At 72.1% G+C, this 23,736-nt stretch carries 20 protein-coding genes; 9 read left to right on the top strand and 11 right to left on the bottom strand.

All coding sequences use genetic code 11. The features are described from left to right. Positions 1-109: 109 nt before the first annotated feature. Together ACGFY9_RS11895 and ACGFY9_RS11890 are read right to left on the bottom strand one after the other, a co-directional pair. Complete coding sequence (locus ACGFY9_RS11895; protein ID WP_393753585.1) at positions 110-2,302, bottom strand: hypothetical protein; 2,193 nt, start codon at positions 2,300-2,302, stop codon at positions 110-112. A gap of 77 nt (positions 2,303-2,379) precedes the next feature. Continuing rightward, on the bottom strand, positions 2,380-2,958 hold the full coding sequence (locus tag ACGFY9_RS11890; RefSeq protein WP_393753584.1) for a TetR/AcrR family transcriptional regulator: 579 nt from the start codon (positions 2,956-2,958) through the stop codon (positions 2,380-2,382). Between the two features lie 227 nt (positions 2,959-3,185). Here ACGFY9_RS11890 and ACGFY9_RS11885 point away from each other — a divergent pair, with 227 nt between their 5' ends. Genes ACGFY9_RS11885 through ACGFY9_RS11870 form a run of 4 tightly spaced genes read left to right on the top strand, consistent with a single transcriptional unit; the run spans position 3,186 to position 8,128 of the window. Beyond that, complete coding sequence (locus tag ACGFY9_RS11885) at positions 3,186-3,773, top strand: (2Fe-2S)-binding protein (protein ID WP_393753583.1); 588 nt, start codon at positions 3,186-3,188, stop codon at positions 3,771-3,773. After that, positions 3,770-4,762, top strand: a complete 993-nt coding sequence (locus ACGFY9_RS11880; RefSeq protein WP_393753582.1) for an FAD binding domain-containing protein — start codon at positions 3,770-3,772, stop codon at positions 4,760-4,762. The genes ACGFY9_RS11885 and ACGFY9_RS11880 overlap by 4 nt, the downstream gene beginning before the upstream one ends. Beyond that, positions 4,759-6,894 carry a xanthine dehydrogenase family protein molybdopterin-binding subunit gene (locus tag ACGFY9_RS11875; protein ID WP_393753581.1) on the top strand — a complete coding sequence of 712 codons (2,136 nt, stop codon included), beginning with the start codon at positions 4,759-4,761 and terminating at the stop codon, positions 6,892-6,894. The genes ACGFY9_RS11880 and ACGFY9_RS11875 overlap by 4 nt, the downstream gene beginning before the upstream one ends. After that, entirely contained in the window at positions 6,887-8,128 is a 1,242-nt protein-coding gene (locus ACGFY9_RS11870) for an XdhC family protein (RefSeq protein WP_393753580.1), read from the top strand. The genes ACGFY9_RS11875 and ACGFY9_RS11870 overlap by 8 nt, the downstream gene beginning before the upstream one ends. Positions 8,129-8,137: 9 nt before the next feature. On the opposite strand, the gene ACGFY9_RS11865 is transcribed toward ACGFY9_RS11870, so the two are convergent. Both ACGFY9_RS11865 and ACGFY9_RS11860 read right to left on the bottom strand, forming a co-directional pair. Then, positions 8,138-8,821, bottom strand: coding sequence for an HAD family hydrolase (locus ACGFY9_RS11865; protein ID WP_393753579.1), 684 nt, complete (start codon positions 8,819-8,821; stop codon positions 8,138-8,140). A gap of 19 nt (positions 8,822-8,840) precedes the next feature. Next, on the bottom strand, positions 8,841-9,317 hold the full coding sequence (locus ACGFY9_RS11860; RefSeq protein ID WP_393753578.1) for an Lrp/AsnC family transcriptional regulator: 477 nt from the start codon (positions 9,315-9,317) through the stop codon (positions 8,841-8,843). 179 nt (positions 9,318-9,496) lie between these two features. Between ACGFY9_RS11860 and ACGFY9_RS11855 the strand changes: the two genes are divergently transcribed. After that, the gene (locus tag ACGFY9_RS11855; RefSeq protein ID WP_393753577.1) at positions 9,497-10,990 is read left to right on the top strand and encodes an FUSC family protein; all 1,494 of its coding nucleotides are present in this window, start codon (positions 9,497-9,499) and stop codon (positions 10,988-10,990) included. A gap of 142 nt (positions 10,991-11,132) precedes the next feature. Further along, positions 11,133-12,170: a lactonase family protein gene (locus ACGFY9_RS11850; protein ID WP_393753576.1), complete on the top strand. Its 1,038-nt coding sequence runs from the start codon at positions 11,133-11,135 to the stop codon at positions 12,168-12,170. Between the two features lie 94 nt (positions 12,171-12,264). Here ACGFY9_RS11850 and ACGFY9_RS11845 read toward each other — a convergent pair whose 3' ends face one another. The 4 genes from ACGFY9_RS11845 to ACGFY9_RS11830 form a co-directional block, all read right to left on the bottom strand. Then, on the bottom strand, positions 12,265-13,188 hold the full coding sequence (locus ACGFY9_RS11845) for a sirohydrochlorin chelatase (protein WP_393753575.1): 924 nt from the start codon (positions 13,186-13,188) through the stop codon (positions 12,265-12,267). A gap of 105 nt (positions 13,189-13,293) precedes the next feature. Further along, entirely contained in the window at positions 13,294-14,322 is a 1,029-nt protein-coding gene (locus ACGFY9_RS11840) for an N-acetylglucosamine kinase (protein WP_393753574.1), read from the bottom strand. Continuing rightward, positions 14,319-14,996 (bottom strand): uracil-DNA glycosylase, encoded by a 678-nt coding sequence (locus ACGFY9_RS11835; RefSeq protein ID WP_360074925.1) that lies wholly within the window; start codon positions 14,994-14,996, stop codon positions 14,319-14,321. Before ACGFY9_RS11835 ends, ACGFY9_RS11840 begins: the two co-directional genes overlap by 4 nt. 133 nt (positions 14,997-15,129) lie before the next feature. Further along, positions 15,130-16,215: a WD40/YVTN/BNR-like repeat-containing protein gene (locus ACGFY9_RS11830; RefSeq protein ID WP_393753573.1), complete on the bottom strand. Its 1,086-nt coding sequence runs from the start codon at positions 16,213-16,215 to the stop codon at positions 15,130-15,132. A 283-nt stretch (positions 16,216-16,498) separates the two neighbouring features. On the opposite strand from ACGFY9_RS11830, the gene ACGFY9_RS11825 reads away from it, so the two are divergent. Next, the gene (locus tag ACGFY9_RS11825; protein WP_393753572.1) at positions 16,499-17,083 is read left to right on the top strand and encodes a hypothetical protein; all 585 of its coding nucleotides are present in this window, start codon (positions 16,499-16,501) and stop codon (positions 17,081-17,083) included. Between the two features lie 571 nt (positions 17,084-17,654). Here the strand turns inward: ACGFY9_RS11825 and ACGFY9_RS11820 are convergent. Beyond that, positions 17,655-19,703, bottom strand: a complete 2,049-nt coding sequence (locus tag ACGFY9_RS11820; protein ID WP_393753571.1) for a HEAT repeat domain-containing protein — start codon at positions 19,701-19,703, stop codon at positions 17,655-17,657. Between the two features lie 86 nt (positions 19,704-19,789). Continuing rightward, positions 19,790-21,457 (bottom strand): acyl-CoA dehydrogenase family protein, encoded by a 1,668-nt coding sequence (locus ACGFY9_RS11815; RefSeq protein ID WP_393753570.1) that lies wholly within the window; start codon positions 21,455-21,457, stop codon positions 19,790-19,792. Between the two features lie 74 nt (positions 21,458-21,531). On the opposite strand from ACGFY9_RS11815, the gene ACGFY9_RS11810 reads away from it, so the two are divergent. Both ACGFY9_RS11810 and ACGFY9_RS11805 read left to right on the top strand, forming a co-directional pair. Continuing rightward, entirely contained in the window at positions 21,532-22,287 is a 756-nt protein-coding gene (locus ACGFY9_RS11810; protein WP_393753569.1) for a PaaX family transcriptional regulator C-terminal domain-containing protein, read from the top strand. Positions 22,288-22,330: 43 nt separating this feature from the next. Next, entirely contained in the window at positions 22,331-22,870 is a 540-nt protein-coding gene (locus ACGFY9_RS11805) for a GNAT family N-acetyltransferase (RefSeq protein WP_393753568.1), read from the top strand. Between the two features lie 71 nt (positions 22,871-22,941). Here ACGFY9_RS11805 and ACGFY9_RS11800 read toward each other — a convergent pair whose 3' ends face one another. Then, on the bottom strand, positions 22,942-23,736 hold the full coding sequence (locus ACGFY9_RS11800) for a pectate lyase (RefSeq protein WP_393753567.1): 795 nt from the start codon (positions 23,734-23,736) through the stop codon (positions 22,942-22,944).

The following is a 23,736-nucleotide window of genomic DNA, read 5'->3' as shown; positions in this document are numbered from 1 at the left end:
TGGGGCACCCCTCACGGAACGTCGAGGGCGAGGAAAGCGGACGGACTGGTTTCAAGGAGTAGTTGAGAAGGAAGCCCGTCCATGGCCTCGCCGGGGTCGACGTTAGCAGTCAGGCGGGGATCAGGTCGCGCAGATTTTCGAGAGTGACGACAAGAGATCCGGCGGGCAGCTCGGCCGGGCGGCTCATTCCGATGAAGGTGACCGGTCCGTCCGGGACCGTCTCGCCGTCCCACAGGGTCACCTTCGTCGTGTTTCCGCTCATCAGGTCGACGAGATGGCGCACGGTGAGCTGCTCGCGCTCGACGATGCCGCGCAGCAGGTTCGCCACCGTCACGCGGTTCTCCTCGACCCGGTTCGCCGACGGGCTGCCCTTGAGATACAGGTGCAGCCACTTCGCCCGCCAACTGCCGTCCTCCCCGCGCAGGAACACCAGCGGCAGCGCGACCCGCCCCACCCCGCGCAGCTCCGACTTCATCCGCACGGTACGCGGCTCGAAAGGTCGCCCCCGCTGCTCGCCCTCGCGCAGCATGAACCCGAAGAACGACTCCTCGACCTCCTCGAAGCCCTCGCCCGCGAAGATGTTGACCTGCGGCACGACGAACGCCCCGCGCACGGCACCCAGCCGCAGATTGATGAACTCCGAGGCCCCGTCCGGGGCTTCGACGATGTCACCGGAGTGCTCGCCCTCGACCTCGGTGAGCGAGGTGTACGACAGCCACGTGTTCGTCGAGTAGTCGGCGTTGAGCATCAGCGCCGACAGATCGAAGTCGGTGCGCCGCTCGGTCTCCTTCCAGTACACGAAGAACCGCAGCAACTCGCCCTCCACCGCCGACAGGGACCCGCGCGGCAGAACTCCGAGCCCGGCCGCCGTCGCCTTCCCGCTCAACGGCAACGCCACGTCCAGCACGTCGGGATCGACCAACAGCCGCTCCGGAGAAGGCAGTCGACGCCGCGTCTCGTCGTCGAGCGCGGCGATCAGCCGATTCCGCTCCGCCGGACCTACGACCGACCGCTCGTCCTCGGTCACCCAGGCGCGGCCGCGCCGGTTCACGAAGACCCGCAACTCCCCGGTGTCCCGGGCGCGGTTGTGCAGATGCTCGCGCACCGACAGCACGACCCGGCCCGACACTTTGGGCGCCACCTGCTCGGCGGCGGCCACCACGGCGTCCCGCTCCTCCTGCGTGAGCGCCATGCGCAGCAGCCGGTCCAGCGCGCGGAACAGCTTGCCCGGCGCCGACTTCAGCAGCTCCGCCGCCCCCGACACATCGTGCCGGGCGAGCAGTTCCTCGACCCGGCTGTCGAACGACCGGGCCTTCAGCTCACCGCGCGCGACCGCGAACACCTCGGCGGCACGCGGCAGTCGCGGGTACTCGTGCGGGTGCAGCCGCTCCCCGAGCCGCTTCCACGCCTCGCGGTGCGCGTGCACGTCGGCGAGCTTGGCGGGGGACGCGGCGACCACGGAGTCCAGTCCCGTGAGCAAAGCCCGCCGGACCGGACGCGACGGCGACCGGAAACGGGTCGGCTCCGCCAGCGTCACATCACCGTCCGACAGCGCGCAGGCCAGCCGCAGCACATCGGTCACGGTGTCCAGCAGCAGTCCCGAACCCGCCTTCATCCGGGCCTGGTTGACGATCGCGCGATTCTCCCGGACCGGGATCGCCTCGGGCTGCGGCCCGTCAACGCACCGCTCGGCCAGCGCCCGCAGATCGCCCTGGTGCTCCTCGCTCAGGGGTGTGGTGCTGCCGGCCAACGCCAGGTACAGGGCGGTGAGTTCGTCGGCAAGCTCGCCGCCCGCGTGCAGCACCGTGAGCCGGTCGCCCGCCGTCGCGATCAACTCGTCCTGGGAGGCGAGCAGTTCGGCGTACGTGTGCTGGTACCTGCCGTACTTCGGCAGTCCGAGCAGATTCACCACGCCGGTCCGCAGCTGCTTGAGCGTCGCGGACGAGGTTTCCTCGTCGTGGAGTGCGTCGGCGACGCACTCCATCCAGAAGTCCACGGTGTCGGGCACATTGGCCGGGAAATCGATGAAGTAGGCGTTGTGCCGCACGTGATCGCCGACCAGCTCGCGGACGGTCCGCAGCGTGCGTCCGGCGATACGGACGACCGTCTCCTCGGGCAGTCCCGACAGCCGTTCCAGCAGGTCGGCGGAGAGCTTGAAGCCCACGGAGAGCAGCACGGCGTCGAACTGCCGCGCGGCGGTGGCGCCTTCACCCACGAGACCCGTGGCTTCACCCGAGGGATCCGTGGGGAGGGGGACGCGGAACGTGTGCCGGAGGACCAGTGGTTCGAGACGGTCGATCATTCCCGCATGGTCCCAGAACCGAACAAGCGGGCGCATTCGGGTTTCCGTGGCGGGCGCCGAGCGGTGAGGGACGCGGGTCAGCGTCCGGGCGCTCCCGCCCGCAGTCCGTCCATGACCAGGTCCAGGAGCCGCCCGGCGCGCCCCTGCCAGTCGCCGTGCGGATCGATCTGCCACAGGCCCGCGATGGCGAGAAAGAAGTCTTCGGGGGTGACGCCCGGGCGGATGGTGCCGGCCTCGTCGTTCGCCCGCAGGAGCAGCGCGACGGCCTCCGTCACCGCGCCGTGCCCAGGCTTGGCCGGGGTGCCGGATGCTCCGGCCGCCTGCCGCAGCGCCCCGGCCAGGCCGACCTTGGCCCGGGCGAACTGGGCGAGGCGGTCCATCCACTCCCGCAGCGCCCGGTCCGGCGCGCTCGTCTCCAGCAACGGGGCCGCCGCATCGGCGACCTGCTGCATCTCGTGGCGGTAGATCTCCAGCAGGAGCGCTTCGCGGTTGGGGAAGTTGCGGTAGAAGGTGCCCTGTCCGACACCGGCCTTCCGGGCGATCGTGCTCAGCGGGACGTCCGCCGCGAGCGTCAGCTCGGCGAGCGCCACTTCGAGGATGCGCTCGCGGTTCCGCTGGGCGTCCGAGCGCTGTGGCGTGCCCAACTCCTCGCGCACTCCTCCTCCTTCAGGGAAATACGGCAGAGCCGACCTTGCTAAGCGGACAGCTGTCCGTTAGGTTCCTGGATAGCGGACAGCTGTCCGCTTGGAGCCCACTCTACCGGCAGAACGGGCTGCGCGAACGGCCGGACCCATCGCCGACCGGAATTCTCGTGCGACCCGTGGGCTCACGGATCTCCTCGTCCGACCTCGGCGCGCCCCACATCCGCGAGAGAAGGCTGATCATGGCCCCATCGACGTCCAGCGTCATCACCCTGAACATCAACGGAGAGAAGCACACGCTGCCCGTCGATCACCGCACCACCCTGCTCGACGCGCTGCGCGAACACCTCGACCTCACCGGCACGAAGAAGGGCTGCGACCAGGGGCAGTGCGGGGCCTGCACGGTCCTGCTCGATGGCCGCCGGGTCGTCTCCTGCCTCCAGTTGGCGGTGGCCGCCGAGGGGCGTGCCGTCACCACCATCGAAGGCCTGGCCGACGACGGCCGGCTGCATCCCGTGCAGCAGGCGTTCCTCGACCTCGACGGATACCAGTGCGGCTACTGCACTCCGGGCCAGATCTGTTCGGCCCTCGCGATGATCGAGGAGCACGCGGCGGGCTGGCCCAGCGCCGTCACCGCCGACGTACGGCCCGAGGCGGGGCCGCCACCCCTCACCGCCGAGGAGATCCGGGAGCGGATGAGCGGCAACCTGTGCCGGTGCGGCGCGTATGTGTCGATCGTCCAGGCGGTCGCCCGGGCGGCCGAGGCGCGGCGGACGGAAGCACCGCGGGCCGATGAGGAGCAGGACAACGTCAAGGAGGCCGTGGCATGAGGGAGTTCGAGTACCGGCGGGTGCTCGACGTCTCCGGCGCGGTCGCGCTGCTCGACGCCGAGCCCGACGCCCGTTTCCTCGGCGGCGGCACCAATCTCGTCGATCTGATGAGGGCCGGCGTGGAGCGTCCCACGCGGCTCGTCGACGTACGCGAACTGCCCCTGGACCGCGTCGAGACGACGGCGGACGGCGGCCTGCGCATCGGCGCCACCGTCACCAACAGCGACCTCGCCGCGCATCCCGAAGTGCGGCTCCGTTACCCGGCGTTGGCCCAGGCGGTGCTGGCCGCCGCCTCCGGACAGCTGCGCAACATGGCCACGGTCGGCGGAAATCTGCTCCAGCGCACCCGCTGCGCCTACTTCACCGACGTGACCCAGCCCTGCAACAAGCGGGCCCCCGGCAGTGGTTGCCCCGCGCTGAAGGGCGAGCACCGCAACCACGCGATCCTCGGTGCCTCCGAGCACTGCGTGGCCACCCACCCCTCCGACATGGCGGTGGCGCTGGCGGCCTTCGACGCGGTCGTGTCGTACGAAACCGCCGCCGGGCCGGGTGAGTTGGCGCTCACGGACCTCTATCTCCCCGTGGGCGACACCCCGCACCGCGAGACCGCGCTGCCGCCGGGCGCGCTGATCACCGGGGTCACGCTGCCGCCCGCCCCGGTCGCCGCCAACTCCCGCTACCGGAAGGTGCGCGAGCGTGCCTCCTTCGCGTTCGCGGTCGGCTCGGTCGCCGCCGCCCTCGACGTGCGCGACGGTGTCGTGCGCGAGGTACGGCTGGCCTTCGGTGCGGTGGCGTCACGGCCGTGGCGGGCGCGGCGGGCCGAGCGGGTGCTGACCGGGGGACCGGCGAGCGCCGAGGCGTTCATGGCGGCCGCGGACGCCGAACTGGCCGCCGCCGAGCCCCTGTCGGACAACGCCTACAAGGTCACCCTGCTGCGCAATCTCGTCGTGGCCGTACTGACCGAACTCGCCGAGGAGACCGCTCGATGACCACCACGACTCAGGCCGTCCGGCCGACGGGTGCCTTCGGAACCGCCCACACCCGCGTCGAGGGACGGGAAAAGGTCACCGGCGCGGCCCGCTACGCGGGAGACTTCTCCTTCGATGAACTCGCCCACGGCTGGCTGGTGTTGTCCACCGTCGCCCGAGGCCGCATCCGCACCGTCCACGCCGAACCGGTGCTCGCGATGCCCGGAGTCCTCGCCGTCCTGCACCACGAGAACGCACCGCGTGTCACCACCGACTACATGAGTGTCGTGGGCCCGCCGGACCCGGCCCTCGGACTGTTCCAGCACGACCAGGTCCCGTACGTGGGCTGGCCGGTGGCGCTGGTCGTCGCCGAGACCTCCGAGCAGGCCAGGGAGGCCGCCGAAGCGCTGGTGGTCGACTACGACGAGGAGCCCCACGACATCGCGTTCCACGCCGGGCACCCCGACGCCTACCTGCCCGCGGGCTCGCCCGTCGGACCGGCCGAGGTGGTGAAGGGCGACGTGGAGGACGCCCTCGACCGGTCCGCCGTGGTCGTCGACGAGGAGTACACGACACCAGAGGAGCATCACAGCCCACTGGAACCCCATGCCGCGACGGCCCGTTGGGAGGCCGGACGGCTCGACGTCGTCGACTCCAACCAGAGCACCGTGTGGGTGGCCGGCGAACTCGCGAAACTCTTCTCCCTCGACCCGGCGGCCGTGCGGGTGCGGTCCGAACACGTCGGCGGCGGCTTCGGATCCAAGGGGGTACGGCCGCACCAGGTGGCCGCCACGATGGCCGCGACCGTTCTCCAGCGCCCGGTCCGCGTGGTGTTGACGCGCCGTCAGATGTTCTCCCTGGTCGGCTACCGCAGCCCCACCACCCAGCGCGTCAGGCTCGGCGCCGACCCCGACGGCCGGCTGCGCGCCCTCGACCACCAGGCACTCAGCCTCACCTCGACCGTGCACGAATTCGCCGAACCCAGCGCCGCGTTCGGACGCCCGCTGTACGACGCCGACGCCCACCGCACCGCCTTCCGGGTCGTACGGCTCGACCTGCCGACGCCCACCTTCATGCGCGCCCCGGGGGAGGCGCCGGGCTCCTTCGCGCTGGAGTCCGCGCTCGACGAACTCGCCGAGAAGTGCGGCCTCGACCCGATCGCCCTGCGCGTCCGCAACGAACCCGCGGTGGGGCCCGTCTCCGGGCTCCCCTTCAGCAGCCGCAACCTGCTCGCCTGTTTCGACGAGGGCGCCCGCCGCTTCGGCTGGGCCGGCCGCGACCCCCGCCCCGGCGTGCGCCGCGACGGGCGCTGGCTGCTCGGCACCGGCATGGCCGCGGCCACCTTCCACGTGGGGATCGGCCCGTCCACGGCGGCCGTCACCGCGGAGGCGGACGGCACCTACACCGTGCGGATCAACGCGACGGACCTCGGCACCGGCGCCCGCACCGCGCTGACCCTGGTCGCCGCGGAGTCGCTGGAGACGGAGCCGGCCCGGGTCCGGGTGCACATCGGGGACAGCGACCTCGGAGCCGCGATGTTCGCCGGCGGCTCGATGGGCACCCGCTCCTGGGCCTGGGCGGTGATGCGGGCCGCGGCCGACCTGCGGGAGCAACTGGCCCTGGGCGGCGACATCCCGCCCGACGGCATCACCGCGCGCAGCGACACCGCCGAGGCCGTCGCCGCGCTCGCCAAGAAGGAACGGCACTCCTTCGGGGCGCAGTTCGCCGAGGTCGCCGTGGACATCGCCAGCGGCGAGGTCCGGGTACGACGGCTGCTCGGCATCTTCGCCGCCGGACGCATCGTCAACCCGCTGACCGCGCGCGGTCAGTTCGTCGGCGGGATGATCTGGGGCATCTCGATGGCCCTGCACGAGGAGGCGGTCCGCGACACGGCGTCCGGCGCCCAGGTCGGACCGGACTTCGCCACCTACCACTTCTCCGCCAACGCCGACGTACCGGCCATCGAGGCTGACTGGGTCGACGACCCCGATCCGGACGACCCGGTCGGCATCAAGGGCATCGGCGAGATAGGGGTCGTAGGGACCGCAGCGGCGATCGCCAACGCCGTCTGGCACGCCACCGGCGTCCGCCACCGTGCCCTGCCGATCCGCCCCGACCGGGTCCTGAGCGCGGGCGGGGCGCCAAGTGCTTGACATCGCCGAGGAGTTGGACCGCTGGATGCGGGACGGCCGGGACTTCGCCGTCGCGACCGTCGTCACCGTGGGCGGCAGCGCGCCGCGCCCACCCGGCGCCGCGCTCGCCGTCGACACCGACGGCACGGTGATCGGCTCGGTCTCCGGCGGCTGTGTCGAGGGCGCGGTCTACGACCTGTGCGTGCAGGCACTCCAGGACGGCGAGCCGGTCCGCGAACGCTTCGGCTACAGCGACGAGGACGCCTTCGCCGTGGGCCTGACCTGCGGCGGGGTGATCGAGGTCCTGGTCACGCCGGTGCATGCGGGCGACCCGGTGTACGCCGCGGGGCTGGCGGCGGCGGCCGGGGGCGAGCCGGTGGCGCTCGCCCGGGTGGCCAGGGGGCCGGCCGAACTGCTCGGCAGGGCGCTGCTGGTGTATCCCGACGGGAGGCACGAGGGCAGCCTCGGCGCGCGGGACGCGGACGGCCCGGGGGAGGGCGGTTCGAGCGGGGCGGACGGGGGTGGCCTCGGCGCGGCGGACGAGAGCGGCCGCCACCGACCGCACGAAGGCCCCCGCGCCGGCCGGCCCCACCTCGACCGCATGTCGGCGGCCCAGGCCCGCGCGCTGCTGGACCTCGGCCGTACCGGATCCGTCGAGATCTCGGAGGACGGCTCGCACTGCCCCGGGGGCCTGACCCTCTTCGTCGAGTCCAGCGTGCCCGCGCCCCGCATGATCGTCTTCGGTGCCGTCGACTTCGCGGCGGCGCTGGTGCGGGCCGGCAAGTTCCTGGGCTATCGGGTGACCGTGTGCGACGCCCGGCCCGTCTTCGCCACCCGGAGCCGTTTCCCGGACGCCGACGAGATCGTGGTCGACTGGCCGCACCGCTACCTCCTGCGCACGGCGACGGACGAACGCACGGTCCTGTGCGTGCTCACCCACGACGCCAAGTTCGACATACCGCTCCTTCGGGAGGCCCTGCGGCTGCCCGTCGCCTTCGTCGGCGCCATGGGCTCGCGCCGAACCCACGAGGACCGCAACCGACGGCTCCGGGAAGTCGGCATCAGCGAGCGGGAGTTGGCCAGGCTGCGCTCACCGATCGGCCTCGACCTGGGCGGCCGGACGCCCGAGGAGACGGCCCTGTCCATCGCGGCGGAGATCGTCGCCGTACGCAACGGCGGCTCGGGCGTGCCGCTGACCGGCTCGGCGGCACCGATCCACCGTGACCGGGACAAGACCGTGCTGCGGGTGTCCTGACGCGTTCGATCAGCTCCCGGTGAGCCAGTCGTACGCCCCCTGCCCGCTGAACTCCCCCTGCCCGCCCCGGAGTAGCAGCCCCGCCGTGGCGAACTCGGGGGCGTCGGCCTGCGCGGCCACGTACGGGATCGCGACGCAGCGCATCCCGGCCGCGTGCGCCGCCGCCGCGCCCGGAGCCGCGTCCTCCAGGACCACACAGTCGGCCGGAGCCGCCCCGAGCCTGCGCGCGGCCTCCAGGAAGACGTCCGGCGCGGGCTTGCCTCGCGCCACCTCGTCCGCCGAGACCACGGTCCGCAGCGCCGCGTCGAGCCCGGTGCCCGTCAGGATCGCCCCGATGGCCTCCGGCGACGAACCCGACGCCACCGCCATCGGCACGCCCTCGGCCGTGAGCAGCTCCACGAACTTCCGCATCTCCGGGTACACGCGCGTCGCGGCCCGGGCCAGCGTCAGATAACGGCGGTTCGTCTCCGCGAGCAGCTCCTCCACCGGCGCCTTCAGGCCGTAGCGCTCCTTCAGCAGGACGAGGGTCTCCTGGGTGCTGATGCCGACGAAGCGCTCGTGCTGGGCCCAGGTGAAGTCCGGGACGCCGTGCTCGGCGAGGGTCTGCCGGGTGGCTTCGTAGTAGTTCGGCTCGCTGTCCACGAGTGTTCCGTCGAGATCGAAGATGACCGAGAGGCCGCCGAGATTGCTCATGGGTTCAGGATGCCAAGGGTCACGTGCCGGCCGCGCGGCCGATCGACTCCACCAGCGGCAGCAACCGGTGCGGGACGCGTTCGCGCAGCGCCATCTCGGTCCGGGTGCGGACCACCCCCGGCAGGCTGATCAGCTGCTGGATCACGTCCTCCAGGTGGCCGTTGTCCCGTGCGACGACCCGGGTCAGCAGGTCCCCGCCACCGGTGATCGAGAACGCCTCGACGATCTCCGGTACGGCGGCCAGCGCGTCCCCGACCTCGTCGAGATGCCCCTGGGTGACCTCGATGTGCACGAACGCGAGCACCGGGTGCCCGAGCGCGGCGGGGGACAGGAAGGGGCCCGTACCGGTGATCACCCCGTCCCGCTCCATCCGGTCGAGCCGCGCCTGGAGCGTGCCGCGGGCGACGCCGAGCAGCCGGGCGTACTCGCGCACGCTGGTACGCGGCTGCTCCAGAAGCAGTCTCAGGATGCGGGTGTCGAGTTCGTCCACGCTCATGACGCAAGACTGTACCAATGGCTCAGCACCTTGGGATTGCGCCAATGGCCCACTCGGTCACGAGCCACTTGAGCCAGTCGCCCCGATGATGCTCTCATGGGCATGTCGATGGCGCTGCGGACCTCCGCGGCGCCTTTTTCATGCCGGTGTCCAGAGGTATGCGCAGGGGGCGGGAAGCAGTGCTGAAAAGGGTGTTCGTGGCTCCGGACCCGGGGCGCGTGCGGCTGCGGTTCGCCGGTCGGGCCGTCCTCGGCATCGGCCTCGCGGTCGTCGTCTGCGGGCTGACCGGGCAGTCCCTCGCGGGCGCCGTCACCGGCGGTCTCGCCGCGCTGCTCGCCCTGTTCACAGTGACGGACGCCTCGGCGCGCGGGCAGGCCGTCACCACCGCGCTGCTGCCCTGCGTGGGCCTGCCGGTGCTCGCCGCCGCGGCCGAACTGCACGACCACCCCGTCGCCCGCGACCTCACCTTCCTCGCCGTGGTCGGCGCCGGCGTCTACGCCCGCCGCTGGGGACCGCGCGGCCACAGCCTCGGCGTCTTCGCGTTCATGACCTTCTTCGTGGCGCAGTTCCTGCACGCGACCACCGACCAACTGCCCATGCTGTACGCGGCAGTTGTCCTCTCTGCGCTCGCCGCGGCGACGGTCCGCTTCGGCTTCTGGTGCTACGAACGCCGACTGCCTCCGACCGCCGTACCCGCCCCAACTGCCGGTCGCGGCCTGGCCCGTGTGACCACGAGGCAGGCGGTCCAGGCGACCGCCGGTGCCGGATTCGCGCTCGTCGTGGGCCAGTTGGTGTCCGGGCAGCGCTGGTACTGGGCCGTCGGCGCCACCTGGTGGATCTTCGTGAACACCGCCTCGCGCGGCGAGACGGTGGTCCGCGGCTTCCGCCGCGTCCTCGGCACGGTCCTCGGCATCGCCCTGGGCCTGCTCGTCGCCGTACCGGTCCACGGCGCCCCCGTCCCCACCGCGATCCTGGTCGCCGCCTGCGTCTTCGGCATCTTCTACTCGGCCGCCGTCTCCTACACCTGGATGATGCTCTCGGTGACCTTGATGGCCGAGCTGCTCTACGGCCTCCTCGGCGTCCTGAACCCCGGCCTGCTGGCGCTGCGGTTCGCGGAGACCGGCGTCGGCGCGCTCGGTGCCGTACTGGCCGTCCTCCTCGTGCTCCCGGTGACCACCCACACCACCACCGATGCCTGGATCCAACGCGCCCTGCGCTGCGTCCACACCTGCACCGCCGAGGCCGCCGCCCGCCTCGCCGGTTCCGCGACCGCCGACCCGGCCGGACGGGTCGCCGAACTGGAGCAACTCCTCGGCCGGGTACGGCTGTCCGTCGCGCCCCTCGTGCACCCGCTGAACCCCGCGCTCGGCCGCAAACGCCGCGCCCGCCGCGTGCTCTCCCTGCTCGACGACTGCGCCCGCGAGATCCGCGGCCTCGTCGCCGTGGCCGCCGACCCGGAGGCCTCCCACGACGCCCGCCTCGCCGCCGCCTGCTGGCGCGTCGAGACCGCGGTCGAGGCACTCACCGACGGCGACGCGTCGGGGCTCACGACCACGGCGGCCGGGCCCCCCGCGGAGCCTGCGCTGGCCCACCTCCACGGCCTGGAACGCGCCCTCGCGGAACTGGCGGAGCCTCTGCGCGCACGGTCTGGTTCACGGCTCGTCGGAGCTTGAGCCGGTACGGGAGCGAGACGTGAGCCAGCACGGGAGTGAGACCCGTAGGGCTGGGCGGGAGAAAGCTCCGGGATTTGGTCTAGACCGGTCATGATCGACTGCTACCGTCACCCCGGACAGCACTGACCGAGAGGGGACAGCGGTGGCAGACGGCGGCAGGCGGGGGCGGCGGGCCTTCATCGGGTCGTTCACGGCGGCGGGCGGCCCGGGTGTTGTCGCAGCGGCCGTGGACGCGGACAGCGGCGCGCTGACCGTCCTGAGCAGCGTCGACGGCGTCCCCGACCCCTCGTATCTCGCCCTGGCACCCGACGGGGACACCCTCTACGCCGTCAGCGAGACGGCCGAGGGCGCGGTGGCCGCGTACGGCGTGAACGGTGACAAGCCTGAGCTGCTGGGGTCGCCGGTGCTTGTGGGCGGCGCGGGGCCGACGTACCTGAGCCTGTTCGCGGGGCACGTCCTGACCGCCGACTACGGCTCCGGCAGCGTCACCGCCGTGCCGGTCCGCCCCGACGGCACCCTGGCGAGCCGCCCCTCCGGGCAGCTCCGGCACATCGGCTCCGGCCCGCACCAGCAGCGCCAGCAGGGTCCGCACGCCCACCAGATCCAGCCCGACCCGAGCGGCCGTTGGGCGGTCAGCGTCGACCTCGGCACCGACTCCGTGCGGGTGTGCACGCTGGACGACGGACGCCCCGTACCGCACCGCGAGATCGCGCTCCGGCCCGGCTCGGGCCCCCGCCACCTGGCCTTCCACCCCGACGGCGCGCACGCCTACGTCCTCAACGAACTCACGCCGACCGTCACCGTCTGCCGCTGGGACGCCGGGAGCGGCGCACTGAAGCCGCTGACCGAGGTGCCGGTCCTGCCCGGCCCGCCGGACGGCGACGCCGCCTACCCGTCCGGCATCGTGACCTCGCCGGACGGCCGCTTCGTCTGGACGGCGACCCGCGGCGAGGACGTGCTCTCCGTGCTCGCCGTCGAGGGCGACGGGCTGCGACTGATCGGCACGGTGCCCTGCGAAGGCCACTGGCCGCGCGCGATCGCCGAGGCCGGCGGTCACCTGTACGTCGCGAACGAGCGTTCCGGCGACGTCACGTGGTTCACCGTCGACCCCGCCACGGGCGTCCCGCGCCGCGGCGGCTCGATCAAGGTGACCGCCGCGTCCTGCGTGGTCTTCGACTGAATCCGACGCGCTTGCCAGGCACGCGTGCCGAAGGGCCCACTCCCACATGAGGAGGGGCCCTTTCGGCGCTACGGCGTTACGCGTGCGGGGTGGATCAGCGAACCGGCGCGCCCTGCTGCTGCGGCGGGGCGATGCCCAGCGCCGTCGTGTACTTGGCGAGCGCGAGCTTGCCGATCGCCGGGTACGGGCCGAGCGCCTCGGCGGCGGCGCAGCCGGCTTCGGCGGCAGCTCCTTGCAGCAGACCCGGGTCGATCTCGGGGCCGATCAGGTACGGCGCCAGCGCCAGCTGCTGCGAACCCGACCCGCGCAGCTGCTCCGCGATCGCCGCGATCGAACCTTCCTGGTCCAGAGCCGCAGCCATCACCGGCACGGCGAGCCGCGCGGCGAGCAGCATGCCGGTGATACCGGCCGCCTGCACGGCCTCCTCGCCGCCCACGGACGCGAGGATGATGCCGTCCGCCGCGGTCGCCACGGTGAACAGCCGGGCGCGGTCGGCACGGGCCAGACCCGCCTCGGACAGCCGCACGTGCAGCGCCTCGGCGAGCAGGGGGTGCGGGCCGAGCACATCGGTCAGGTCGGCCGCGACCCGGCTGTCCATGACGGCCTGACGGACCTGGCGCAGCAGCGCGCTGTCCGGACCGGCGAGCAGCGGCACGACGACGGCCACCGGCCCGTCCGGCTCCTTGACGTCGGCGCCGGCGGCCCTGGCCTGCTCGAAGCGGGCGGTGCGCTCCTCGGCGGCGTGCGCGAGCACGGACGTCAGCGTGGGGAACTCGGAGTCGTCCCCGTCGAGATAACCGATGCGGCCGTCGAGACCGGGCAGCTCGGAGCGCGCGATGCTCACGACCTCCTCGGCGAGGCTGCGCGTGGCCGCGCTGGGCGTGCCCGGCACGGCGAGGACCAGCGCGGGCGCGCCCTCGGGAGCCGCCAGCTGCTCGGGTCGGCGGTGCCGCCCGGGCTGGCGAGGTCGCGGCATTCGTACTGGCAGGCCGGACGCGGGCCCAGTGGGGGAGCTCATGGCGAGGCATGTTACTGGCTTCCTGGGCTCCCCTGTTCGGGGAGGGTGCAGGTGAGCGGTATCCGTCCTGTTTTGTCTGATGAGTTACGTACGAATCAGAAGTGATCACCTTGTCCCTTTGGGCTCGCCACGGAGTTCCCTTGGGCTCACCACGGACAACATCACGTCGTCACACGGCAGAGCGAGCGCGCCCGCGGCAAGATCACGCGCGATCCGCTCGGCACCGTCCAGCGGATCACCCTCCGCCGGAACCACCCGCGCATGCGGCAGCCGTTTCGCCAACTCCTCACGCAGCGGTACGAGGAGAGGCTCGCCCATCTTGAACAGGCCACCGGTGAGCGCGACTCGGGGTTCGCCGCCGGCCGGGCAGACCGCGACGGCGGACTCGGCCATGTGCCGGGCGGCCGCGCGCAGGATGCCGGCCGCCACCGGGTCGTCCGCGGCGCGCTCGGCGACACGGGGCGCGAAAGCCGCGAGTACGGCGGCCCGGTCCGACCGCGGATACAACTGCCCCGGCAACCCCGTCATCGCCCCGAACTGCTCCTCGGCACAGCTCAACAACGCCCCGGAACCACCGTCCCGCCCGTCGTAAGCCCGCAGCGCCGCCTCCAGCCCGGCCCGCCCGATCCAGGCCCCGCCACCGCAGTCGCCGAGCAGATGACCCCAACCGTCGGCTCTTCGCCACCCGGTGAGATCGGTGCCGATCGCGATCAGCCCGGTACCGGCGGCGACCACGGCACCGGGCCGCGCCCCGAGGGCACCCGCATAAGCAGTGACGGCATCAGCGGCGAGCGCGACGGTCCGTACCCCGAACTCCCGCGTCAACGCCCCCGGCAACTCGGCCCGCAACCCGTCCCCGAGAGTGGCGACCCCGGCCGCCCCGATGACGGCCGTGCCCACCTCGGACACCGCACCTCTTTCGGTCAACGCCCTCACCATGGGCGCCAGTCGCTCCATGAAATGCCCGGGGTCGATCCCACGGGCACCGGTCCGAACGGGTTCCCCGGACGAGAGCGGGCCCGATCTTCGGCCACTGCCGATCTCACCCACGACGACCCGGAGCCCGGAGCCTCCCGAGTCCACGGCGAGGAACCTTTCCACGGAATCCGGTGAACCGTCCCCCGGAACCGTCATGGCAGACGCCAGTCCACCGGTTGTCCTCCCTGCCGGACCAGCAGGTCGTTGGCGCGGCTGAAGGGGCGAGAACCGAAGAAGCCGCGGTCGGCCGACATCGGGGACGGGTGCGAGGACTCCACCGAGGGCAGGTCGCCGAGGAGGGGCCGGAGGTTGCGGGCGTCGCGGCCCCACAGGATGGACACCAGCGGCTTGCCGCGTGCCGCCAGCGCCCGTATCGCCTGCTCGGTCACCTCTTCCCAGCCCTTGCCGCGATGGGCGGCCGGACTGCGCGGGGCCGTGGTGAGCGCCCTGTTGAGCAGCAGCACCCCCTGCTGGCTCCACGGGGTCAGATCGCCGTTGGACGGCTGGGGGAGCCCCAGGTCCGTGTTCAGCTCCCGGTAGATGTTGAGCAGGCTCGGCGGCAGCGGACGTACCTCGGGGGCCACCGAGAACGACAGCCCCACCGCGTGCCCCGGAGTCGGGTAGGGGTCCTGTCCGACGATCAGGACGCGGACGTCGTCGAAGGGCTGCTGGAAGGCTCGGAGGACGTTCGGTCCGGCCGGTAGATAGGTGCGCCCCGCGGCGATCTCCGCGCGCAGGAAGTCCCCCATCCCGGCGACGCGTCCGGCCACGGGTTCCAGGGCTTTCGCCCAGCCCGGTTCGACGATCTCATGCAACGGTCGTGGTGCCACGGGCGTCACCCTACTGCCGTACAGTGCCCGGCGATCAACCGGTGGTCGCGGCCCGACCGAGAACGACCGAACCGTGGGCGCGTGTGAACGAAGCCTGCCCTGGCGGGAGTTGCCGTTCCGGAAGTTCCCACCCTCACGCGACCACCGCCGCGCGCACGCACAGCACGTCCGGGAGGTGGGACGCCAACTGCCGCCAGCTGTCCCCGTCGTCGTCCGACGCGAACACCTCGCCGTTGCGATTGCCGAAGTACACGCCCGCCGGGTCCGCGCCGTCCGTGCACATCGCGTCGCGCAACACCGTGCCGTAGTGGTCCTCGGTCGGCAGACCCGCCGACAGCGCCTCCCAGCTCCGGCCCGCGTCCGCCGTACGGAAGACCCGGCACCGGTGCTCGGCGGGCACCCGGTCCGCGTCGGCGTTGATCGGGAACACGTAGGCCGTGTCGCCGCGATGGGGGTGGGTGGCCGCCGCGAAGCCGAACGTGGACGGCAGGCCCGCGCCGATGTCCGTCCAGTGCGCGCCCGCGTCGTCGCTGCGGTACACGCCCCAGTGGTTCTGCAGATACAGCCGGTCCGGGGTCGCCGCGTCCTGCGCGATCTTGTGCACGCACTGGCCGAACTCCGGGTTGGGATCCGGCAGGAACACCGCCGAGACACCGGAGTTGGACGGCGCCCAGCTCTCGCCTCCGTCACTGGTGCGGAACACCCCGGCCGTCGAGACGGCGACCGTCACGGCGCGCGGGTCGCGCTCGTCGGTGAGGACGGTGTGCAGGCCTTCCCCACCACCGCCGGGCACCCACCGCGAACGCGTGGGATGTTCCCAGAGGGGACGGACGAGTTCGAAGCTCTCGCCGCGGTCCTCGGAGCGGAACAGTGCGGCCGGTTCCGTGCCCGCGTACACCACGTCGGGTTCCGCGGCCGCCGGGTGCAGCTGCCACACCCGCTCCAGCGAAGCCCCCGTGTCCTTCGGGAACTTGACCGCGGGCCGCGCCGGCTCGGCCCACGTCCGGCCGAGGTCGTCGGAGTGGAACACGGACGGACCCCAGTGAGAGCTGTCACCACCGGCCAGCAGTCTCGGGGTTGGGCCGCGGGTGTCGACGGCGACCGAATACAGCGCCTGCGCGTTGAAGTACGGACTCTCGTCGAACTCCCAGACCCCACCTCGCCTGCGCCCGATGAACAGGCCTTTTCGCGTGCCCACCGCGAGCAGAACCTCCGTCATGCCGATCACCTCCGCTGCGTTTTTGGCGACTTTGCCCCCCCGTCACCGCCCAGTCTGCACCCCACCACTGACAGTCACCCCTGGAACCGGAATCACCGCAGGTCAGGACGCCGAAATCGGCCCGTGGGGGCAGATGTACGAGGCCTTCGCGCGAAGCGCCTGCGGGAGTCCGGGCAGCCATGGGAACGTCGAGTCGGGGTATTCGTCGTGAGCATCGAGGAGACGTCTCCCGTATGGGAGGGCGGTTCGGCATGTCAGTGCGTTCATGAGGAGGATGCCTTCGATGGCGTTCCGAGGTCCGAAGGTGTGGCTGTGGCGGTGGCGGCGGAATCCGCTCAAGCGCCGCGCCGATGCGGTGGAATCGTGGATCGTGCTCGGCGCCTGGCTGATCACCGTCCTCGCCGGGGTGCTCGCCGGCCTGACGGCGACCCAGTCCGTCGAACACGAGCTGGCCCAGGAACGCGTCGACTGGAAACCCGTGGTGGCCCTGGTGGTCCAGGACGCGCCCGGCCCCGCCCCGGCGAACTCCGGCAGGACGAGCGGAGAACCGGTCTGGGCGAAGGTCCGCTGGACGGCCGTGAACGGCTCCTCGCACACCGGCCAGATACGCGTCCCCTCCGGCAGCGCGATAGGCACTCCGGTGACCGTCTGGACCGACCCGCAGGGCCACCTGGTCACCAAGCCCGCCAGCGCCTCGCAGGCCAAACTGCGGGCCGTCATGATCGGCACCCTCCTGGGCGTGGGCGCGGCGGCCGTCCCCTACGTCAGCGCCCGGGCCCTGCGCGGCCGGCTGGAACGCCGGCGCATGGACCAGTGGGACGAGGAGTGGGCCCGCTTCGGCCCACTGTGGGGCCGCAAGACGGGCTGAGCACCCGGCCCGGCGCCACGAGCCCCTGCCCTGCGGATCGCAGACAGGGGCCCTCGTGGTGCCCGTCCAAAGCCCCGCCTGGTCCCAAGCCGCCCGCACTGCCCGGCGCACAGCCCCGGCCGGTTCCACTCGGCCCGAACTCCCAGGCGCATGGACCCGTCCGGTGTCATGTGTCCAGCACTTCCGGTCCTCCGGCCCGCCTGGTCTCGAGCCGCGCGTACTTCCCGGCACACAGCCCTGACCGGTTCCACTCGGCCCGAACTCCCAGGCGCATGGACCCGTCCGATGTCATGTGTCCAGCACCTCCGGTCCTCCGGCCCGCCTGGTCTCAAGCCGTCCGCACTTCCCGGCACACGGCCACGACCGTCCTGGTCTGCCCGAACGCCCCGGCACACGGACCCGTCCGATCTCACGCGCCCGCGCCTCTGGTCATCCGGCCCGCCCGGTCTCAAGCCACGCGCCCTTCCTGACAGACAGCCCTGACCCCACCTGCGCGGCTCGAACTTGGAGGCAGACAGGCCTGCCCGGGTCTCCCTCGCCCCGCACCTCCGGCACCCACTCCCACCCGGTCTCAAGCTCCCCGCACCTCCCGGCACACCTCCAACAGCCGTTCGTCCTCCAGCACGTCCTGGCTCCCGTGCCCGTCCGACCGCACCAAATGCCGTCGCGGAGTGGCGAGTTCCGCCTCCACGAGGTCACGCAGAGGCGCCCCGGCCGCCCCCATGTCGACCAGACACGCGGCAATAGCACCCCGCACCTCCGGATGCTCCACCCAGGCAGAGCGCAGTACCGGAAGCACTCTCTCCACCTCCCCGGTGACCCGCCACAGCGCACACGCGCCCGCCGTCCGCTCCCGCGCGCACTCCGCCCCGACCATCCGCGCCAACCCGGGCGCCGCGGTCCGCGCGGCCGACCCCAGCCGAGCCAGTGCCTCCGCGGCAGCCCGGCGCCGATGCGTGTCCGGTCCCGCCAACTCCCTTATCAGCACCGGCAGTACGGCCGAGGCATCCCCCTCCATCGACCACAGAGCACCCGCGGCGACACCAGCGCACTCGGACTCCAACAGGCCCCGCAGCACCGGTACGACCGCCTCCGTGCCACCCCCGAACACATCGAGCGCCCGCACCGCCGACTCCACGACCCGGTGCCTCAGCCGCACGCCGTCCGCCATCCCACCCAACAGCCGCACCACCTCCGGCACGGCCTCCCGATCGGCGAGCGCGGTCAGTGCCGACAGCAGGGGTACGGCACGGTCGTAGGTCTCGGGGGAGTCGAGGGGTACCTGACCGAGCCGGTGTCGTAGTGCCGGGGCGAGCGGTGCGGCGGCGCGGCCGAGGTGGACGATCACGCGTCCCAGATCGGCGGGTACGGCCGGCTGCGCGAGGACCTGGGCCAGTACCGGTGTCGCCCGTGGATCGCCGCTGCGGGCAAGGGACTTGAGCGGACCGCCCAGGGTCGGCGCCCGGCGCTCCCAGCGGTGCACCCACAGGTCGGGGCGGGAGATCACCAGCGCGTGGAGGTGGTCGGCGGCAGGCGCGGCCAGGTGGAAGAGATCGCCCAGGACCGACACCGCCGCATCGCGCAACCGGTCCGACACCGCCACACCGAGCAACGGAGGCGCCCCCGCGCCCAGTTGCTCACCGATCAGCTCGACGGGCACCGTGTAGTCGGCCCGCCACTCACGGAACAACCCCGCCGACATCCACACCCCGTTGCACCGGTCGGCCGGGTCAGGGCTGGTCAACTGCCCTTCCAGCAGGGCGATCCGGTCGCCCACCCGCCCGCCGAGCGCGGTGTGCAGCGTACGCAGCAGCAGCGCGCCCTCCTCGTCCGAGGGCCGCAGCCGCCGTAACCGTCCGGCGAGCGTGTCCGGGTCCGCATCGTCGCCCTCGACCGGTGTCGAGCGGCCCGACCGGCGCTGCTCCGACCGCTCCCCGAGCAGTTCGACGACGGTCGGGACGAGGTCGGCGGGGAGCAGGTCGGGTGCGCAGCCCGCGAGTTGGCCGAGCGCGGCGAGCCGTAGACCGGGGTCGTACGGCGGAGTGCCGAGCATCAGCAGGATGTCCAGCGCCTCGGGGGCGTGGGACGGGTGCCGGCGTACGAACAGGCCCACGCTCTCGGTGAGGGCGAGGAGGACCCGGTCGTCGCGCTCCACCGCGATCCGCCGGCGCAACATGCCCAGTACGCGCGCGGGTTGGTCGAGGAAGCGGACGAGCGCTTCGGCTGCCGCGCGGCGCACGCCGGAGTCCCGGTCCACGATGAGGACGGCGAAGACCTCGGCGCCCGCACTGACGGCGGCATCGGCCGGGCCGCACCCGTCACCCGCTTCCCCCTCCTCTTGTGCGTGTCCCTGGCCGATGCTGACCAGAAGCTCCACCAACCCGCCCCGGTCCGCGACCTCTTCGCAAGCGGCGAGCGCGAGCAGAAACGGAACGCAGGCGAGCGTCGAGTCGTACACGATCCCCTGGTGGTGCACCGCGCCGTACATCCCGTCGAGCGCGCCCGCCCGCTCGACGGGGTCCGTGGAGGCCAGTCCCCGGAGCAGTCCGGGCACGTCCTCCGCACTGCCGTACGCATGGCGCAGTGAGGTCCAGCCGACCTCGTCGATCCCCGTGAACACGTTGTCCTCCCCAGGCGCAGTGCCAACTGATCGCGAGTCTGCACCACGCCACTGACAACGAAGCGGAATCGGGAGGTGACCGAGGGTCAGTCACCTTCGGGCAGGGCGCGGGCGAGGATCGTGTCGAGGTCGGCGGCGTCGGGGAGGGTGCCGAAGGCGTGTCCCCAGTCGCCGCCGAGCCGGGTCGCGCAGAAGGCGTCGGCGACCGCGGCCGGGGCGTGTCGTACCAGGAGGGAGGCCTGGAGGGTCAACGCCATCTGCTCGACGAGACGGCGGGCTCCCGTCTCGGTGGCCTCGCTCAACCCGTTCTCCAGCCGACTCACGGCCGCGTCCAGGCGGGCGTCCGCGCCCTGCGCCAGGGCGAGTTCGGCGAACAGCGCCTCCGCTGTACCGGGGTCGCGGGTCAACGCCCGTAGTACGTCAAGGGCGTTGACGTTCCCCGAGCCCTCCCAGATCGAGAGGAGGGGCGCCTCGCGGTAGTGGCGGGGCATGCCCGAGTCCTCGACGTAGCCGTTGCCGCCGAGGCACTCCAGGGCCTCCGCCGTGAAGGCCGGGCCGCGCTTGGTGACCCAGTACTTGCCTACGGCGGTGGCGATCCGGCGGAACGCCGACTCGGCGCTGTCCCCGCGCACCGCGCGGTCCGCCGCGCCCGCCAGCCGCAGTGTGAGTGTCGTGGCGGCCTCCGACTCCAGCGCCAGATCGGCCAACACGTTGCGCATCAGCGGCTGTTCGAGCAGTCGCGCGCCGAACGCGGACCTGTGGCGCACATGGTGGCCCGCCTCGACGAGCGTCTTGCGCATAAGAGTTGCCGACATCATCACGCAGTCCAGGCGGGTGCAGTTCACCATCTCGATGATGGTCTTGACGCCGCGCCCCTCGGGGCCGACCAGCCAGGCGACGGTCCCGTCGAACTCGGGCTCCGAGGACGCGTTGGAACGGTTGCCCAGCTTGTCCTTCAGCCGCTGGATACGGAACGTGTTGCGGCTGCCGTCGGGCAGAACGCGCGGCACCAGGAAGCAAGTCAGTCCGTCAGGCGCCTGTGCCAGCACGAGGAACACGTCGCACATCGGCGCCGACGTGAACCACTTGTGCCCGCGCAGGGTGTAGACGCCGGGTTCGGTGGTGGGGGTGGCTGTCGTGGTGTTGGTGCGGACGTCGGAGCCGCCCTGCTTCTCCGTCATCCCCATTCCGGCGAGCAGTCCACGCTTCTCGGTCGGGACGCGCAGGACCGGGTCGTACACCCGGCTCGTCAGCAACGGCTCGTAGACCGCGGCCAGTTCGGGCGTCGCACGCAGGGCGGGGACGGCGGCGTACGTCATCGACGTCGGGCAACCGTGCCCGGCATCGGTGTGCCCCCACACCAACCCCCGTGCGGTGCGGGCCACATGGGCGCCGGGGCGTTCGTCCGCCCAGGGCGCGCCCGCCAGCCCCTCGGCCACGGCGACGCCCATCAGCCGATGCCAGCTCGGGTGGAACTCGACCTCGTCGATCCGGTTGCCGTAGCGGTCGTGCGTGCGCAGCTCCGGCTCGTGCCGGTTCGCCTGCTCACCCCACTCCTGCGCCTCCTCGCTGCCCGCCGCCCGCCCGAGCCGCCGGACGTCCTCCTCGGCCCACCCGGCACCCTCCCGGCGCAGCCCCTCCAGGAGGGCCGCGTCCTCGGAGGAGTCGTACGGGGTCAGGGGCGGGGGCTGGTTGGTGACGTCGTGCGTGGCGTTCCGCGGCTGCGGCGGTATGTGCGCGAGTGTCTGGGCCATACCAGCAGTGTTGCACTATCTTCACGACCGCATCAATGATGTAACAAGAGAATCGCCACGTAGAGTACGAGGCCATGCGGATGAACGTGTCAGAAGACCCCGGCGAGGTGGATCTGCGCCCGCTGTCCGCGCGGTCGGTCGTCCTCAGCCTGCTGCTGGGCACGCACCCGCCCGAGCTGCCCGTACGGGATCTGCTGCGTGCCGTCGAACCCCTCGGCGTCGCGGGCTCCACGCTCCGCGCCGCGCTCAGCCGGATGGTGGCCGCCGGCGACCTGCGGACCACGGACGCGGTCTACCGGCTCAGCGACCGCCTGCTGGAACGCCAGCGCCGCCAGGACGCCGCCGTGCACCCCGAGACCCGCCCCTGGGACGGCGACTGGGAGATGACCGTCGTCACCGTGACCGGCCGCGGCCCCGCCGAACGCGCCGACCTGCGCGGCAAGTTGACCACCCTCCGGCTCGCGGAACTCCGCGAGGGAGTCTGGCTCCGCCCGGCCAATCTGCTACGACCCCGACCGGACGAACTCGGCGCGGTCGCCCGGCACTTCACCACCCGCCCCGAAGAGCCCGCCCGCCAACTGGCCACGAACCTCTGGCCACTTGACGCCTGGGCGAAGACGGCCGAGGCGCTGCTCGACCGGATCACCGCCACCGCGGACCACCCGGCCGACCGCTTCACCGTCCTCGCCGCCGCCGTACGGCACTTGCTCGCCGACCCGGTACTGCCCGCCGAACTCCTGCCCGCCGACTGGCCGGGCGCGGCTCTGCGCACCGAATACACGCGCCACCGGCGGGAGTTGATCGCGACCACGCTGGGGAACCCGGCATAGGCCGCTTAGTTCGGTCGGCTTGATCGTCTGTTAGCGTGCGCGGATGGAAGATCTGGGACTCGCGGACTGGCCGCCCGAGCCGATCGGAACCGGACGGCTCGTGCTGCGTGGGTCCGAGGCGCGGGACCGTGCGACCTTCATCGAACTGCTCGCCTCGGCAGAGGTGCACACCTACCTCGGCGGTCCCCACCCGCGCGATGAGCTTGAGCGCAAGACGCCCGAGGTGCCCGAGCATCGGCCCGGGAGCCTCGTCGTCGATCTCGACGGGGCGATGATCGGCCTGATCCTGCTCAGGAGAGCGACCGGGCACAGTCGCCCGGCCGCCGAGGGGAAGGTCGATCTCGGCTATCTGTTCCTGCCGCGGGCGTGGGGATTCGGGTACGCCGCCGAGGCGTGCGCGGCGGCGCTCGGCTGGCTCGACGGGGTCCTTCCCGGTGAGCCGGTGGTGCTCACCACCCAGAGCGCCAACGCCCGTTCGATGCGTCTCGCGGCCAAGCTGGGGTTCACCGAGGTGGAGCGGTTCGAGGCGTGGGACGCCGAGCAGTGGCTCGGCATGCGGTCAACGGCCGTACCGCCGGGCTGAGTTCGTGCCGGAGCGGCCGTGCGAAGCGCCGTGCGGGGACGCTTCGTACGGCCGCCGTCACCGTGGGAGGCCTACTTGTACGTGATGTCCGAGGACGCGTACTTGCAGTAAGTCCCGTCCGCGCCCGTGCCGTTGGTCGTCGGCTCCGCGCCCGTGTTGTTCCCGATGTACTTCTGGCAGGGGATCATCTTCTTGCTGGTGTCCCCGACGATCGTGATGGCCTTCAAGGTCGCGCTGTCACCGTAGTTGGTGTTGATGCCGACGATCCGACTGCCCTTGTACGTTGCCTCGATGGTGTTGAGGTTGATCGTGCGCTTGTACTGCGTCTTGCAGTTGCCGCACGAGCGGACGAACGTACCGAAGGTCTGCGCCGCGAAGTTGGAGACGTTGAGCGTCCCGGCACCGTTGAACTGGAACACCTTGTCGCTTGCCTCCTTCGCGCCACCGCCGGAGACGGTGTACACGTTGGACGACGAGGAGCCCAGGAAGGTCGCCGCGTCCTCGCCGACGTCCTCCCACCAGACGTTCTGCAGCGTGCAACTGCCCAGGCAGTGGATGCCGTCGGCGGCGGGAGAGCCGATGATGACGTTCTTGACGACCGCGCCGGCGGCCAGCTCCAGGATGGGGCCCTGGTCCTCGTCCTGGCTGCCCGTGCCCAGGTCACCGCTGCCGTACAGGCGCAGCATCCCGTAGTCCTTGGTGCCCGAGACCGAGATCGTCGAGGTCACCGCCTGGCTGCCGCTCGCGGTGGGCCAGGTGGCGGCACTGGCCGGCGAGAGCGCGCCGGATGCCATGATCATGCCAAGCGAGAGTCCGAAGGCCGTCGCCGCGCCGGTGAGCACGCGTGGCCGTAGGGAAGAAGTCAT

It is taken from the genome of Streptomyces sp. NPDC048504 (genome assembly GCF_043200035.1).
Taxonomy (GTDB): Bacteria; Actinomycetota; Actinomycetes; order Streptomycetales; family Streptomycetaceae; genus Streptomyces.
Note: the sequence above shows the minus strand (reverse complement) of the source record. Positions and strands in the feature narration are given on the sequence as shown.